The sequence below is a fragment of the Hydrogenophaga taeniospiralis genome (assembly GCF_020510445.1).
In the GTDB taxonomy this organism is placed as follows: Bacteria; Pseudomonadota; Gammaproteobacteria; order Burkholderiales; family Burkholderiaceae_C; genus Hydrogenophaga.
In genome coordinates this window covers 3,608,079-3,621,983 of sequence record NZ_JAHBAG010000001.1, presented here as the reverse complement: position 1 = coordinate 3,621,983, position 13,905 = coordinate 3,608,079, and the positions used below count along the sequence as shown (strand labels likewise).

14 protein-coding genes and 2 pseudogenes are annotated in these 13,905 nt (G+C 61.3%); 12 read left to right on the top strand and 4 right to left on the bottom strand.

Features of this window, described 5'->3' with window-relative positions:
- Window positions 1-100 precede the first annotated feature (100 nt).
- The 5 genes and pseudogenes from KIH07_RS17415 (at window position 101) to KIH07_RS17395 (ending at window position 4,690) form a co-directional block, all read left to right on the top strand.
- Window positions 101-635 (top strand): annotated as a pseudogene (locus KIH07_RS17415) (JAB domain-containing protein).
- Between the two features lie 699 nt (window positions 636-1,334).
- A complete protein-coding gene (locus KIH07_RS17410) occupies window positions 1,335-1,724 on the top strand; it encodes a single-stranded DNA-binding protein (RefSeq protein WP_226493172.1) in 390 nt (129 codons plus the stop codon).
- 82 nt (window positions 1,725-1,806) lie between these two features.
- Complete coding sequence (locus KIH07_RS17405) at window positions 1,807-2,667, top strand: DUF932 domain-containing protein (protein ID WP_226493171.1); 861 nt, start codon at window positions 1,807-1,809, stop codon at window positions 2,665-2,667.
- Window positions 2,668-2,748: 81 nt separating this feature from the next.
- Window positions 2,749-3,735, top strand: a complete 987-nt coding sequence (locus KIH07_RS17400) for a ParA family protein (RefSeq protein ID WP_226493170.1) — start codon at window positions 2,749-2,751, stop codon at window positions 3,733-3,735.
- Window positions 3,716-4,690, top strand: coding sequence for a ParB/RepB/Spo0J family partition protein (locus KIH07_RS17395; RefSeq protein ID WP_226493169.1), 975 nt, complete (start codon window positions 3,716-3,718; stop codon window positions 4,688-4,690). Before KIH07_RS17400 ends, KIH07_RS17395 begins: the two co-directional genes overlap by 20 nt.
- Here the strand turns inward: KIH07_RS17395 and KIH07_RS17390 are convergent.
- The gene (locus KIH07_RS17390; RefSeq protein ID WP_226493168.1) at window positions 4,650-5,516 is read right to left on the bottom strand and encodes a hypothetical protein; all 867 of its coding nucleotides are present in this window, start codon (window positions 5,514-5,516) and stop codon (window positions 4,650-4,652) included. The genes KIH07_RS17395 and KIH07_RS17390 overlap by 41 nt on opposite strands.
- 328 nt (window positions 5,517-5,844) lie before the next feature.
- On the opposite strand from KIH07_RS17390, the gene KIH07_RS17385 reads away from it, so the two are divergent.
- The 3 genes from KIH07_RS17385 to KIH07_RS17375 all read left to right on the top strand — a co-directional run bounded on the left by KIH07_RS17385 (window position 5,845) and on the right by KIH07_RS17375 (window position 7,767).
- Complete coding sequence (locus KIH07_RS17385) at window positions 5,845-6,420, top strand: hypothetical protein (protein ID WP_226493167.1); 576 nt, start codon at window positions 5,845-5,847, stop codon at window positions 6,418-6,420.
- A gap of 16 nt (window positions 6,421-6,436) precedes the next feature.
- On the top strand, window positions 6,437-7,408 hold the full coding sequence (locus tag KIH07_RS17380) for a relaxase/mobilization nuclease domain-containing protein (RefSeq protein WP_226493166.1): 972 nt from the start codon (window positions 6,437-6,439) through the stop codon (window positions 7,406-7,408).
- Between the two features lie 158 nt (window positions 7,409-7,566).
- Window positions 7,567-7,767, top strand: a complete 201-nt coding sequence (locus tag KIH07_RS17375; RefSeq protein WP_226493165.1) for a hypothetical protein — start codon at window positions 7,567-7,569, stop codon at window positions 7,765-7,767.
- 23 nt (window positions 7,768-7,790) lie between these two features.
- On the opposite strand, the gene KIH07_RS17370 is transcribed toward KIH07_RS17375, so the two are convergent.
- The gene (locus KIH07_RS17370; protein ID WP_226493164.1) at window positions 7,791-8,198 is read right to left on the bottom strand and encodes a TipAS antibiotic-recognition domain-containing protein; all 408 of its coding nucleotides are present in this window, start codon (window positions 8,196-8,198) and stop codon (window positions 7,791-7,793) included.
- Window positions 8,199-8,686: 488 nt separating this feature from the next.
- On the bottom strand, window positions 8,687-9,670 hold the full coding sequence (locus KIH07_RS17365) for an IS5 family transposase (protein WP_226493163.1): 984 nt from the start codon (window positions 9,668-9,670) through the stop codon (window positions 8,687-8,689).
- On the opposite strand from KIH07_RS17365, the gene KIH07_RS25505 reads away from it, so the two are divergent.
- Window positions 9,669-10,217, top strand: coding sequence for an alpha/beta hydrolase (locus KIH07_RS25505; protein WP_319004852.1), 549 nt, complete (start codon window positions 9,669-9,671; stop codon window positions 10,215-10,217). The genes KIH07_RS17365 and KIH07_RS25505 overlap by 2 nt on opposite strands.
- On the opposite strand, the pseudogene KIH07_RS17355 reads toward KIH07_RS25505, so the two are convergent.
- Window positions 10,172-10,741, bottom strand: a pseudogene (locus KIH07_RS17355) (radical SAM protein); the annotation flags it as partial. The gene KIH07_RS25505 and the pseudogene KIH07_RS17355 overlap by 46 nt on opposite strands.
- A 1,000-nt stretch (window positions 10,742-11,741) precedes the next feature.
- On the opposite strand from KIH07_RS17355, the gene KIH07_RS17350 reads away from it, so the two are divergent.
- From KIH07_RS17350 to KIH07_RS17340, 3 genes are all read left to right on the top strand, one after another.
- Complete coding sequence (locus tag KIH07_RS17350) at window positions 11,742-12,353, top strand: hypothetical protein (RefSeq protein ID WP_226493162.1); 612 nt, start codon at window positions 11,742-11,744, stop codon at window positions 12,351-12,353.
- A gap of 47 nt (window positions 12,354-12,400) precedes the next feature.
- The gene (locus KIH07_RS17345) at window positions 12,401-13,069 is read left to right on the top strand and encodes a hypothetical protein (RefSeq protein WP_226493161.1); all 669 of its coding nucleotides are present in this window, start codon (window positions 12,401-12,403) and stop codon (window positions 13,067-13,069) included.
- A gap of 96 nt (window positions 13,070-13,165) precedes the next feature.
- A complete protein-coding gene (locus KIH07_RS17340) occupies window positions 13,166-13,843 on the top strand; it encodes a hypothetical protein (protein WP_226493160.1) in 678 nt (225 codons plus the stop codon).
- Window positions 13,844-13,905 lie beyond the last annotated feature (62 nt).

The window sequence follows — 13,905 nt, the reverse complement described above, 5'->3', positions numbered from 1 at the left end:
GGCGCTGGCGGCCTCTCGGCCGTCTTCGAACCTGTGACCGCTGCGCTGCGGCGTGCCGGTTCCGGTCTCGGGCAATCCCGCCCGATCACCGGAGTTGGTCATGCAGCACGATCTGTTCTCTTCCCTCGATTCCCTCCTGTCGGTGCCCGCTGGTTCGGGCGGTTTGCTCATCCGCGACGTGACCGGTCAGTACCGGCCGGCCGAGGCTGACGAGGTGCTGCTGGCCGCGCAGCGCTTGCTGGCGGCCCAGGTCCGTGGCAGCGACCTGATGGACTCGCCCGCGGTGGTCAAGGATTTCTTGCGCTCGCGCCTGGGCCATCTGCCGCACGAGGTGTTTGCGGTGAGCACCTGGACTCGCAGAACCGCGTGCTGGACTACGTCGAGATGTTCCGGGGCACGGTGAGTCAGACCTCGGTCTACCCGCGAGAGGTGGTGCGCGATGCTCTCCTGCGCAACAGCAGCGCGCTGGTGCTGGTGCACAATACCCCAGCGGTGAAGCGAGACCGTCGCGGGCCGACGAACACCTGACCCAGACGATCAAGCAGGCCGCTGCCCTGGTCGATGTGCGAGTGCTGGACCACTTCATCGTGGCGGGTGAGGTGGTCTGCTCCATGGCAGAAATCGGCCTCGTTTGAGCTTGGGGGCTTCGCCCCCTTTTGTTCTTCATTGAAGTGCGCGCTGCGCGCGGGCATCGAAGAGTATTCGTCCAGGCCGGCACGGCCGGCGGCATGGTGTCGCGGCCCTTTCCCGTGCCCGGGGATCGCGCGCTCTGTTTCCTTGCCGCTGCGCGGCAACGAAGCCCGCTGGACGAACTGCCGTCCCGGCCGCTCCCGTCGCTGCGCTCTGGTCCCGTCCCGCCCGGCAGATCGTCCCCCCGATCACCCGCCATGCCCGAAGTCGGGCCGCTGGACGCTTTGGGGTCCGTGTGCCCCTGAAGTGATCGCACCGGCTCGAACGCCGCGCCAGTCGCTGCGCTTGGTGTCACGCCGTCCGCAGAGCCGCCGCTGCTCAGTGCACCCGGTCGCTTGCGCTGCGCTGGTCGCCCGAAGAGGCTCGGGGCAGCGCGTGCGCCAATGGGCCCACCGTCATCCCCCCACGGCGCCCCCATCCACAGGTGAGGGGGACTTGTGGGGGGATCTTTCAGCGGTGGGCCAGGTGACTGGCTCACTGTTTCGTGCAGCAAGGTTTGCCCATCCCCCACCCCTTCCCGAGGGAAGGGGCCTTGCCCACCCCCCGCCCGCCCGTGGGCGGGAGCGAGGGAGTCCGAGCGAGAGGATCAGTTTTGAGGAACCCGGATCGGGGTCCGGCTGACCGCTCACGCAAGGAGTTTCACCATGGCCAACGTTCAAGTCATCCAGCGTCACGGGCACCTGGCCGGTGCCGTCAAGCTCGAATTCGTCAACGGGCGAGAGGGCCGGCTCGCCAAGGCGACGCTGACCGCCATCAGCAACCAGTACCGCGGCAGCGGTGAAGACCGCGAAGAACGCGCGGTCGCCATCCAGTGGACCCTCTGGGGCAAACAGGCCGAACACGCCGCCGAGTACCTGGGCAAAGGCTCCCACGTCAACGTGGTGGGACGCCTGCACAACACGCAGTACCAGGACGGAGACGGCCGAGAGGTCTACGGCATGGCGTTCACCGTCGAAGACATCGATTACCTCGACAGCAAGGCCGAGAGCGAAGCCCGCCGCAGCCGCAGTGCGCAGGAACCGCTGAACCCATAGCCGGCCAGCGCCTGAAGCACATCACCGGGCGCCAGCCGCCCGGTCTCTATTCCATTCATTCATCCCGAACCAGGAGCCCACCATGATCTCCACCGCCCATTCCCCGCGTCTGGCTGCCCGCTTTGGTCAGAACACCTTCGTCATCCGCAGCGAGACCCCGCTGGCCGAAGACCAGATGCGCCGGGCCGCGCCGTCCATCTTTGCCGAAGGCAAACACGGTAGCCGTTCCGAGCGCTACACCTACATCCCCACCATCGACGTGTTGCGCGGTCTGCGCCACGAAGGCTTCGAGCCCTTCATGGTGGCCCAGAGCAAGAGCCGCATTGAGGGCAAGACCGAGTTCACCAAGCACATGATCCGTATGCGCCACGCGGGGCAGGTGAACACCCGGCCTGAGGCCAACGAAATCATCCTGATCAACAGCCACGACGGCGCCAGCAGCTACCAGATGCTTGCGGGCGTTTTCAGGTTCGTTTGCTGCAACGGTCTGGTGGTGGGCGATGTCTCCAACGACATCCGCATCCCGCACAAGGGCAACATCCAGGACGACGTGATCGAAGGCGCTTTCCGGGTGCTGGAGGACTTTGAGGTGGTGGACGCGTCCACCGACAGCATGAAGGCGCTGACGCTGCAGCTCGAGGAGCAGCGGGCCTTTGCCACCGCCGCACTGGCGCTGCGCTACGGGGAACGAGGGGGGGGCGAACCACCCGCCCCGGTGACCGCCGACCAGCTGATCGAAGCAAGACGCCCCGAGGACTTCGGCAACAGCCTCTGGACCACGTTCCAGCGCGTGCAGGAGAACGCTATGAAGGGCGGCCAGCCCGGTCGAGGCGCCAAGGGGCGGCGCCTGCACACCCGCCCGGTGGCCAGCATCGACCGCAGCATCAGCCTGAACCGTGCCCTGTGGGTGCTGGCCGAGGAGATGCGCAAGCTCAAGGCTTGAGTGATTGATGCGCTGGATTCATGCCCGAATCCAGCGCCGCCGCTGCGCCGCACCGCTTCCATCATCAAGCGGTGCGTGCGCGTGAAACCAGAAACGCGCTCGTCGGCTGGCGCCGGCTCGCGCGATCCCGGCCGCTGGCGCATCGAGTGCGGCGCCCGGGAACGGTCCTCCACCTCGGTGATCCCCTTGTCGGTCGCGCCGGAGGACTCCCCCATGAAGACCCTTGTGCTCGCCAACCAGAAGGGTGGTGTCGGAAAATCCGCCGTCGCCACCTTGCTAGCGCACCTCTATCGCCAACGCGGCCTGCGCGTGCTGGCCGTCGACCTGGACCACCAGGGCAACTTTTCTGAACCGGTTCGCAAGAGCCAGCGCGCCACGCGGGCCGAGGTCTCGGCCAGCGGGGTTCTGGTGCAGAGCAACCCGGTCATACCGCCGGCCGACTTCGTGCTGGTGGCGGCCGATCCGGAGCTGTCCGGGCTGGAGCGCCAGCCCGCGCTGCACAACACCTTTGCGAACCAGTTCCGGGACTTCCTGGCGGCGATGGACAGCCGGTTTGATGTCTGCATCGTGGACACCAACCCCAACCCGGACATCCGCATGACCACGGCGCTGGCTTCGGCCGACTGCGTGCTCTCGCCGATCCAGCTCAACCAGGAGGCCATGGACGGCGTGTCCGCGCTGCTCAACAACCCCCGGGTCGGCGTGCGCAGGATCCAGGCGGTGCTCAACCCCAAGCTGCACCTGATCGGCCTGTACCCGACGATGGTGGAGGCCACGCCGCTGCAGCGGGAGAACTTCATGCAGCTGCTGCAGAAGTACAGCCCGATCCTGATACCCATCGGCTCCAGGCCGGGTGAGATCGCTTCCATGCCACGCCGCTCGGCCATCGCCGAAGCGCAGGCCGAAGGCTTTGTGCTGTGGGAGATGAAGAAGACCGCTGCGCGCGATGCCTGGCGCGAGATCGAACCCGGCCTCACCTTCATCGCCAACACGGTGCTTTCCCCGAACCCAAGGCCCACCGTGACCCACCCTCTAAATGGAGCGAGCCATGGCCCTGTCGCTCGATAACCTGAACCTGCTGCCACCGACCACCGCCGAGTCGGGAACTCCGAAGCGCATCCCGCTGGATGCGATCGATGAGGATCCGGAACAACCCCGCCAGGAGTTCGACGGCGAGTCCCTGGCCGAACTGGCCGAGACCATCAAGGCGCGGGGTGTGCGCCAGCCGGTGTCTGTGAGGCCACACCCCACTGATCCTGGCCGGTGGATGCTCAACTTCGGTGCCCGGCGCCTGCGGGCATCCCGGCTTGCGGAAGTGGCGGACATCCCGGCCTTTGTGGACCACACGGCCAACAGCGTGGACCAGTTCATCGAGAACGAACAGCGCAAGGGCCTGACCCCGCTGGAGATCGCACTGTTCGTGCAGCGGGCGATGAACCGGGGCGAGACGCAGGCCGACATCGCGAGGACCATCGGAAAGAGTCGGCAGTACATCACCACGGCCACTGCGCTGATCGACCCGCCCGACTGGTTGATGTCAGCGTACCGGGAGGGGCGTTGCCGGGGGCTGAACGAGCTCTATGCGCTGCGCAAGCTGGCCGAGGAGCATCCGCAGTACGTGGCGGCCTGGGTCTCGGACCGCCCAGTCATCTCCCGCGAATCGGTCCAGGCACTTCGGTCCGACCTGGCGGAGGGAGCGGGCAGCGTGAGGCGAGAGACATCGGCACTGATCGAATCGATGGAAGCTGGTCTCAGGGAGCAAGAACCAGAAGCAACGCAGGGTCAGGGCATTGCCCGGTCTGACCAGAGAACTGAAGCTGCCTCACGGCGGACTCGCCAGCCGCCACTGAGGTTGCTTGCCCAGTTGGATGGCGTCGAGGTCGTGCTGAACACGCTGCAGGCCCCACCCAAGGCAAAACAGCTCTACGTGGTCCCTTTGAAGGGCGGTCAAGTACAGGCGGTGGACACGAGTCGACTGGTCCTCATCGGTCTGTCACAGGACGCAGGTTGTCAATCTGATTGACAACTGGGCGGCCCTCTGTCTCCGACGTTTGCTCGGACGCATCGCTTTGTCCCATCTGCAACGTGTACCGATCATTGATCCGGTAGATCGTGCGATAGCCCCCGTTCGGCAGCGCTTCGTCCATCACATCGAAGTATTCGGCGGCCAGCAGAATGCCTTTGAGGCTCTGGTGGCCATAGCGCTTTTGCAGATTTTCCGTTTCTGTTGGAGCGTTCCGCTTGATCAGGTTCCTCGCCGTTGACAGCAACGCCCACCCATCCGAGCGTGCAGCATTGAGCGCGATTTCGCCGAGCATCGCTACAAGGCGACTGTTCTGCAGGAAGCCCAGTTCCATCTGCCTTACACCTTCAGGTGATGCCATGAAAGCCGCCAGTTGCTTGCGGCTTTCGTCCATCGCGGTCACCCAGCCCCTGAGTCTGTCCAGCATTCGAAAAGTTTCATCCCGTTGTGCATCCAGATATGCCAGGGCTTCCTCTGCATCACCATCCACTGACGAATTCCAGCGCGCCAGGAAGTGGTGGATCAGATCGTTTCGCGCGTCCACCAGAGCCAGCATTTCCTGGTCGTGCTGGTCAACGAACTGAGCATCGGCTTCCACGGAGAAACGGAAGCCGACCCAAGGCTCTGTGACTTCATCGGGTGTCTGGTGTTCCGGCGGTGCTTGCAACATATGGGTCACCATCCTGCCGGCCAGTTCTCCCATGGTTTTGCGGTGCACCGCCTCCCTCTGCGCTTCCACACGTTCAGTTAGTTGACTCACCGGCCCATGCACTGAAGCGGTGGCGTTCAGGTGCTTGAGCATGGCCTCGACCATCTGGAAGTTCACGACATTGCGTCCGATGCGACGCAACACCTCGTCTCTCTCTGGTGTCCGTTCCAGTCCGCGAGGTGGTGATTCATTGCTCAACTGGGTTTCTCCCGTGTGATTCAAGTTGCATGCGAGCGCCGTTCGCCTGCTCAGTTGTCAATCTGATTGACAACTTGATCCGCCTCCGGCCCTGCATGCGTTTGGCAGGATTTTCGACCGAATCCAGCACCTCGACTCAGTCGGTACTGGGTGAACATAGCTCCATGGGTGAGTGCAGGAAAGGCGGTACGCCGCCGATTTCACAAACGTCCCGCTGTGCTCACGTTGTGCTCCCTTCGGTCGGATCATGAACACCCATCAACCTGACTTCGTCTCGGTCGATATGCGCGGTCTCAAGGCAGCGCTGGTCGAGCGGGCTCAGATCGAGCGGGTGAGTGTCTCGGTGCTGGTCCGGCGGGCGGTGGCTCGCGAACTGGGTATGGGTGGTGCCTCGCTGCAGGCCAAGTCTGGAGGTCCACTGCGCTTTGCTCCTGATGTCTCCACCGTCAAGTTGTCAATCAGATTGACAACCGACGAAGCCGACCGACTTGTGGCCGGTGCCCAGTCGGCCGGGCTGTCGCGTGGCGCTTATCTGGCCGGTCTCGTCGCAGAGATTCCCTTCCTGACATCCGGTTTCAAGCGAAGTGATCAGCTCGCCGAACTGGCGGAGACCAATGCCCATCTGTCCAGCCTCAGTCGCAACGTTCACGCCCTCACGCGGTTTCTGACCTTGGGCGATGTGCCGCAGGCGCTGGTGTACCGCGACATGCTGAACCGGCTGGATGGTGATGTTCGGCGCCACCTCAGCCAGGCCGCCGCTTTGCTGGCCGACCTGCACCCGCATGGGCACACCGCCGAAGCCCGGCGCCGTTCCTACCGCTGACACCCAGGAGAAAGCCATGGATCAGACACCAAACATCGACGGCGTGCTCGTTCAATGGGGCGACCGCCTGTTCTACCCCGGCAACCGGATCGTCAAGGTCAAGCCACAGCCCCGGCTGGATGGAGGTGGCCTGCGAGATCGGGCCGTCGCCATCCGCCAGCGGATCGAAGCCACGGTGGTGCGGCGGGCAACCCAGGTCATGGTCAAGGTCACCGGGGGAGGGCGGGGCATCCAGGCCATTGCGGCCCACTTTCGCTACATCAGCAAGAACGGTCGGCTCGACAGCGAGAACGAGCAAGGCGAGACCATCCGTGGCAAGGATGCGGTGCACGAACTGGCGGACGAATGGCGGTACGGCGGCAGCCTGATCGACGAGGTCGGCTACCGGCGTGAAGCCTTCAACATCATGCTGTCCATGCCCCGGGGCACCGACCCGCTGATCGTGCAGAAAGCTGCCCGAGAGTTTGCGCAGACCGAGCTGACCGACCACAAGTACGTGATGGTGTTACACGACCACCAGGCCAACCCGCATGTGCACATCAGTGTGCGGGCCGAATCCATCCGTGGCCGGCGGCTCAACCCACGCAAGGCAGACCTGCACCGTTGGCGCGAGACATTTGCCGAGAAGCTGCGAGGCTATGGCGTTGCGGCAGAAGCTACTCGGCAGGTGGCGCGTGGGCAGAGCCGGAGTCCGGACGCACTGTGGCGTCTGAAAGCCGGGGAGGAAGGACGATTGAAGAAGGTCCGGCCCGTGAACAAAACGGGAGCACAAGCACGAGCCAACCGGGCGGATGCCCTGGGGTCGTGGGTTCAGATCGGGAAAGCGCTGGCCGGAAGTGGCAACGCCAAGGATGTGCAACTGGCCACTTCGATTGCGGCATTCCTTCACGATCAGTCCGCTACCTGGGCACCGACAAAGAGTGACCGAGGCCTGGCGAGGGACGTACCGTTTTCAGCGCCTAGGGTCGATCTCATGCTGCGGCGCTGAACCTGCTGAAGGATCGCGGGTTGTCGGTGATCGTCCCTGCGAACCTGTGCAGGTCAACACGTTGAGGGACAGCAGTGACGTTCCCCCGGAAAACCCTGACAGGTCAAAACTAGAGGTACGGTTGCTTCCCAAGGCCCCGAGAGGGGCAAGGAGAAGCGATGAAGAAGTCCCGATTCAGCGAAGAGCAGATCGCCTATGCGCTGCGAATGGTCGGCGGCGTCGGCAATTGGCGACTTGATCTGCCCTTGCGAAACTGCCTTTCAACGGTAAAGTGGAAGGGGCAGTACTCCTCCGACAAAAAAGCCCCAGCCGGATTGATCGGCCGGGGCTCCCATTTCTCAGTGTGTGCACGAAGCTAAGCTTGGCACAGCACCTTCACATGTCACAACTTCGCCAGCGCATACACGCAGATAGCATCCCTGAGGAACTCAGCCATTTGCGGATGGTAGGCGTTGTGAAACTCCCGCATTGAGGGGTCTTCCTGGTAGAACACGCCCAGGCCGACATAGGCCTCGCGGCTGGGCACGTAAAACCTCGCCGCGATGGCGTAGTGCCTTGCCATCATGGACTGCACCTGGGCGTCATCAGGCTGGTCTGCAGCCGCTACCAGCGGAGCAAGTTCCTTGTACAGGCTGTCCCAGTCCTGGTGCACCTGTGCCTTGTCGACATGCGCCCAGTTGTCCGAGGTCGCCAGCGAGCGAGATTGCTCTTGCTCTCGAGCGTGCTTGCAGATTGCCAAGTACTCGGCGGTGAGTGATGAATGCTTTTGAATTGCTTTGTATGTTGTCAATGGATGATCCTCTACCCGGCATCCGCGCGAAGTCACTATGGTGCTTGGAACGCCGGGCGATGGGTTGAAAGGGATGTGAAAAACAGAGTGCCAAAACATTCGCCAACAGTCATAACCTAGCCTCGCTTCATTTTTGATATATGGGGGGATGGATTCTAGGCGTGTTCGTTGCATGCAGGCGTGGGCGATTGAGCGTGGCGGGTATGCCGCGCCGACGGCCCCTCGACCAATCATCAATGTTGTGGCTGCAGTTTCGGCACGAACTCGATGCCCGCGCGCTTGACCAGCTCTCGGTAGCTGATGGGCGGACTCACTGTTGATTTCCATCTAGAACTGACCCCCAGCGGGTTAGGGATGGTCTGCATAACACCCGCCGCAGCGTGAGCTGATGTCCGTGATTTCACATGACGGCGATTTGCGGCTCGCAGCTTTCATTTCAAGGCCGATTTCGCCCCGATTCGCCGCCCTCTGACCTGCTGCAGACTCACTCATCCCTGCATCTCCTGCAGCAATATGCGCCGCGCCATCCAGATGTTGGACAGCGCAAACAGCGTGTGCAACTGCGCGGTGTTCTTGGCCAATCCCCGGTAGCGCACCTTCACATGCCCGAACTGGCGCTTGATCACCCGGAACGGGTGTTCAACCTTGGCCCGGATGCGCGCCTTGGCCTGCTCCAGTTGGTCCAGGATCGCACCCATCGGCGTGCTCTTGTCCAGCACCTTGCGCTTGCCCGGTCGCATCGCCACATGCCAGTTGACCTTGATCTCTTGAGTCTCTTGCCGCTTGCCCACGCCTTGATAGCCCGAGTCGGCGAAGACATCGGTTTCGTCTCCGTGCACCAGCGCGTGCGCCTGCGTCACATCGTTGACGTTGGCCGCCGTGCCCACCACCGTGTGCACCAAGCCCGAATCGGCATCCACGCCAATATGCGCCTTCATCCCGAAGTGCCACTGGTTGCCCTTCTTGGTCTGGTGCATCTCGGGGTCGCGCTCGCCGCTGCTGTTCTTGGTCGAGCTCGGTGCAGCGATCAGCGTGGCATCGACCACCGTGCCGCTCTTCAAAAGCAATCCCTTGGCCGCCAGCGTGGCGTTGACGGTGGCCTGGATCTGCAAGCTCAGGTTGTGGGCTTCGAGCAGTTGGCGAAAGCGCAGGATGGTGCTCTCGTCAGGCAGGTTGTCTTCGCCGGCATCCAGGCCCACGAACTCGCGAAACAGCACCATGTCGTACAGCGCCTCTTCCATCGCCGGGTCTGAGAGGTTGAACCACTGCTGGACGAAGTGAATGCGCAGCATGGTCTCGACAGCAAACGGTGGGCGTCCGCCCTTGGCGCCAGGGGCCGGTGCGTGCGGCGTGATCAGCGCGACCAGCTCGGCCCACGGCACCGCGAGGTTCATCTCGTCGAGGAACTCGCGCTTGCGCGTCCTCTTGGTCTTGCGCTCGAATCCGCTCTCGCACAGGCTCATTTGCTTCATGCCTTCACTGTCTCACATCGGGCCAGAACGGCCGAGGTTGTGCAGACCTTCCCTAAAGCGGGACTTTTTGCACCAAAACCGAGATCACCCCGCGGTGAGTTTCATATTCAGTCATGCAGCCACACTCGACATCGACACCCGCGGCTACTCTTTATGGGGCAGCTCCGCAGGCGCCAGGATAGCAGCCCGTATCGGTTCTCATGGGCTCCAACGATTCGGCGGAGAAAACCACCCCAAGCCCTCCACCGTCGTCATGGCCTACACCGGGCACAGCGACCACACATCCACAGAGCCAGCAACCTTTGTCGTGGTCGGGGAAGACGACGGCATTGCTCCACCGGCGACGATGGAGCGCCGGGTTGCAGCCCTGCGTTCCATCGGCACCCATGTCGAATACCGCAAGTTCCCTGGCCTCACACACGGCTTCGGTGCGGGCACCGGAACCCATGCCGCTGGATGGATCGCGGAAGCAACCAGCTTTTGGGGAAAGAACATTCCGTACAGCGGGTCGAAGGTGGGCTGGCTGCTGGCCAGCGACTCGGCGTAACGCACGAACTCGAAGCGCTCATCGACCGCGTCGCGCAGCACGTCGGCCAGATCGTTCAGATAGAGCGTGCACAGGTGCCGCGCCTTGTCCTGCACGCCCAGCGCGCCGAAGGCCCAGGCCAGCGGGTCGCCGCTGCCGTCCACATACGCGTCGAGCGCAGCAAAACGCGGGCCCTCGGGCAGCAGGCCGCGCGCGGCAATGCGGTGTGCCAGCGTGGAGTCACGCCCTTGCAGGTAGGCGATGGCCGGGCCGATGGTGCTGCGGTAGGCGTCGAACTGGTCCAGGAAAGCGTGCACGCTGCCCGAGCGCTGCTCTTCGGGCAAGGCCAGCACGCGGCGGCCACGCACGGCCTCCAGCCCGGCGGGCGTGAACAGCTTCAAGACCAGGGCCTGCGCCAGGTCTTCCTGCACCGCATTGGTGCCTCGCGAGCGCAGAAAGTCGGTGAGGTAGGCGGCGGAGGGGTAGGGCGTGTTGAGTTGCGCCATCGGAGGGATGGGGCTCAAAACGCGGAAATCGGCGGGCATGGTCACGGTGGGGTGCCCTGGTGGGGGGCGTTTCGATAGGCCGAGTGATGCGTGCGGCAGACAGAACCTGCGTACCAAAAGTCCATCAGAAAAAGTGATGAAAGATAAATTAACGTGATGAGGCGATTGAGCCATGCAAACGTGTGCATCGACGAAGGAAAAGCGCTTGAACTGAAGACGATCGCTTCATGAGCGCCACCCGCAAGGATGCACCGGAAGAGATAAGGCTAGATGCTTGATACACAAGAAAAATTCAGAAAGTGAGAGCGGCTGCGAGTGGCAGGAATTTGTTGCATTGCCAAACAAAGTACGCAAGCGGGAGGCCTGCAGGATCAACCTTACAGAATCTTGACATTTTTCCCTTGGCGGTGAAAACCCTAGGAGGCGCCTTGGAGATGGGGCTCGGGATTCCCGGATGGACAGGGTAGGGGCTGGAACCTAACGTAAACAACCTGAGAGGAAGAAAGAACACTCGGGAAACCCCATGCGGGGGATGCACGTAATGAATAAGTCGTGAAGGTGAGGTGTGATGTCGCCCCAATCTGGTGCAACAAATTCTTACTTTTTGGCATGCCTGTTGCTAATTAATTTTTAATGAACGCCATCCTGCCCGTGCCGTCAGCCCAGAGGCCCCTGATTCTGTCCACAGCCCTGTCCCTGCTGGCAGGCTGCGGCGCCAACACCGACGGTGCAGGCTCCGCCACCGCAACGACTAAGCCCCCCCCAACGCGGCGCGGACCGAGACCCGGACCGTGTCCACCTGGCCGGGCAGCGTCGCGACGGCCTTCAGTCCTGCTTGGGGCCGTGGCGGTAACGGCGCCGTGATGACCGGACTGAAAAATCATGATGGCCCATTGCGCGAGCCCGATGCGAAATACACCATTTTCGATACCGAATCCACTGCCGATCTGAAGCCAGCCTTGACTATTTCCCCCCTCCCTTTGCCGCATAACCAGCGGTCAAGATATTAATGTGTCTCCAAGATGAATCAGGAGTGTTTATGAAAAAAATGCGCCAATATTTGGCATTGGTCGTGGCTGTGGTTTTATCGGCCACCTCAGGTGTTGCCTCGGCATGGAACCGAACCGATGTAGGCCCGGTCATACCAGGCGATGGAACCTATGCGCTGGGTTCCGACCTTCAAGCATCCAATACATGGGATGACTGGTATTGGCGCGGAAAGAATCACAATATGTCGATGTATTGCTCATCCAATGCCATCGACTGCACCTACAGTTTGGGGAGAACTGTTACTTCTTCGTATTCCCACTTGCAAGGAACTTCTGTGGCGATCGGGTTGGGTGTGAACATCATGGCATTCACGGCCCAATATCAACACGCAACCACAAAAACCCATCAAAAAACGAAGTCATCAACCGATAGCTTCTCAAACGGTGTTACTTTCAAGGGGGGATTCTATTGCAATCCAGTAAAGGTGGCGGTGCGCCGCTGGAAGCGCGGTAGCTTCAATGGTGCTTGGTTCCGTACCGGGTGGATCAGTGGCGGGGGAAATAACACAGTCTACGACTGGAAGTGGAAAAAGCATGGATATTGGACTGCCAACGTAGCCGAATGGCACTACATCACTTTCCAGATCGCGAGATCCATCTGATCTGCCTTGATCCTTGTTCATAAAACCAATCAAAATCGAACTCTACCATGACAAAATTTGTTAAATCTGTGATTGCAGTGGCAGCCCTTGCGGCAAGTATCGCACCCACCATTGCCGCTGCGCACGATGTGTGGATTTGCGGAGGTAAGCAGAACCTCGCATTCGGCGGCAAGTATGGAAACTCAAGCACGCCACACAAATGGTGGACCACTCGCATACATGGTCTCAACCAAGCCTCCAGCGTCTGGCATGACTGGACATGGCGTGGCAAATCGCAAGGTTTGGTGCAGTTCTGTTCTGCGGGCTCGAGTTGGTGCACATTCACCTGGAGTGGTTCCAAGACGGTGAGTTATACCCACAGCACTGGCACCAGCGTGGGTTTTGACCTCGCCTTTGGTGCCCAAGAGGCGGGCAAGAGGTGGTTGCAAACTGAAACCTGGTCTCAGTCGACCACGCAATCGTGGGCAGCAAATGCGCGTTTTGCTCCCGGCATGTGGGCGGAACCTGTGATTGCCGTGGCCCGCCGCTGGAAGCAAGGGTATTTCGCAGGCTTCCATGTTCCCCAGCAGCAAGTCCGTTGGGATGAATGTGGCAATAATGGTTTGGCTTGGGCGTACAACTGGGATGGCGAAAGACGAGATGGTCGGTGGGTTGCAAATGCGGCTGAATACACCTTCAAGATATTCCACGTAACGCCTGATCGCAACAGACTCTGATCGGTTTTTTGCAATATTGAAGATTGCATGTGCATTCTTAATATTCTGTGAATGGGTCGCCCCAAGATCTGAGCAAACTTCGGATCTTGGGGCTGTGTGCATGCCCATTTTTTTGTTTTTTCCATTCTTCCTTCTTCCTATCATCAAATGAGAATCCAATCGTTCTTTTCAGTGCTTGCCGCTTGTGCAGCGCTGGCCGCGTGCAGTGCCAAGACGGAAGAACAAGTGGGCACCGGCAGCCAACCGAAGACTGCTGCGAAAGCCAGTGGTGTGGAAGATAATTTGTTGACGGATGCGCAGATGGACGCTCTGCGCCAATCGCGCACCGTGGCGGTTGTATTCAAGGCGGCGGCAGGCAGCAGCGGCAGCGGTGAAGTCATGAAGGAGCTCAAGGCCCTCGGCGGTCCATTGCGGGAGCCCAATCTTGATTACGATGTTTACGATCCACAAAGCAACCTCGGTCCAAAGGAATTGAAACAAGAGATTGCGAGCAGTTTGGACAGGGATCGCCAGGTTCTTGTCGACAACGGTGGCACGCCTGAGTCGCGGGCGTTGGCGGCCGACATCGTGTTTGAAACCACGGGAGGCGCGATACCCGATGCGGCTGGAACGATCATTCGAAAGGCTCCCGAGGACAAAGGGGGGGGCTATATGCTCATCCCCATCTACAGCAAGGCGGATGTTGAAGCGCAAGTGACCCAGGGTCTCATTCCCAATGCCGCAGAGCAGACGAACTCCATAGAGAATTTCTTTTTTGAACCCGCTGGCAAATAGCCATCCGCGCGATGGCGTGTGTGGTCTGGTCGCGCGGTGCCTGTTCAATGGCCGTTGGAGAG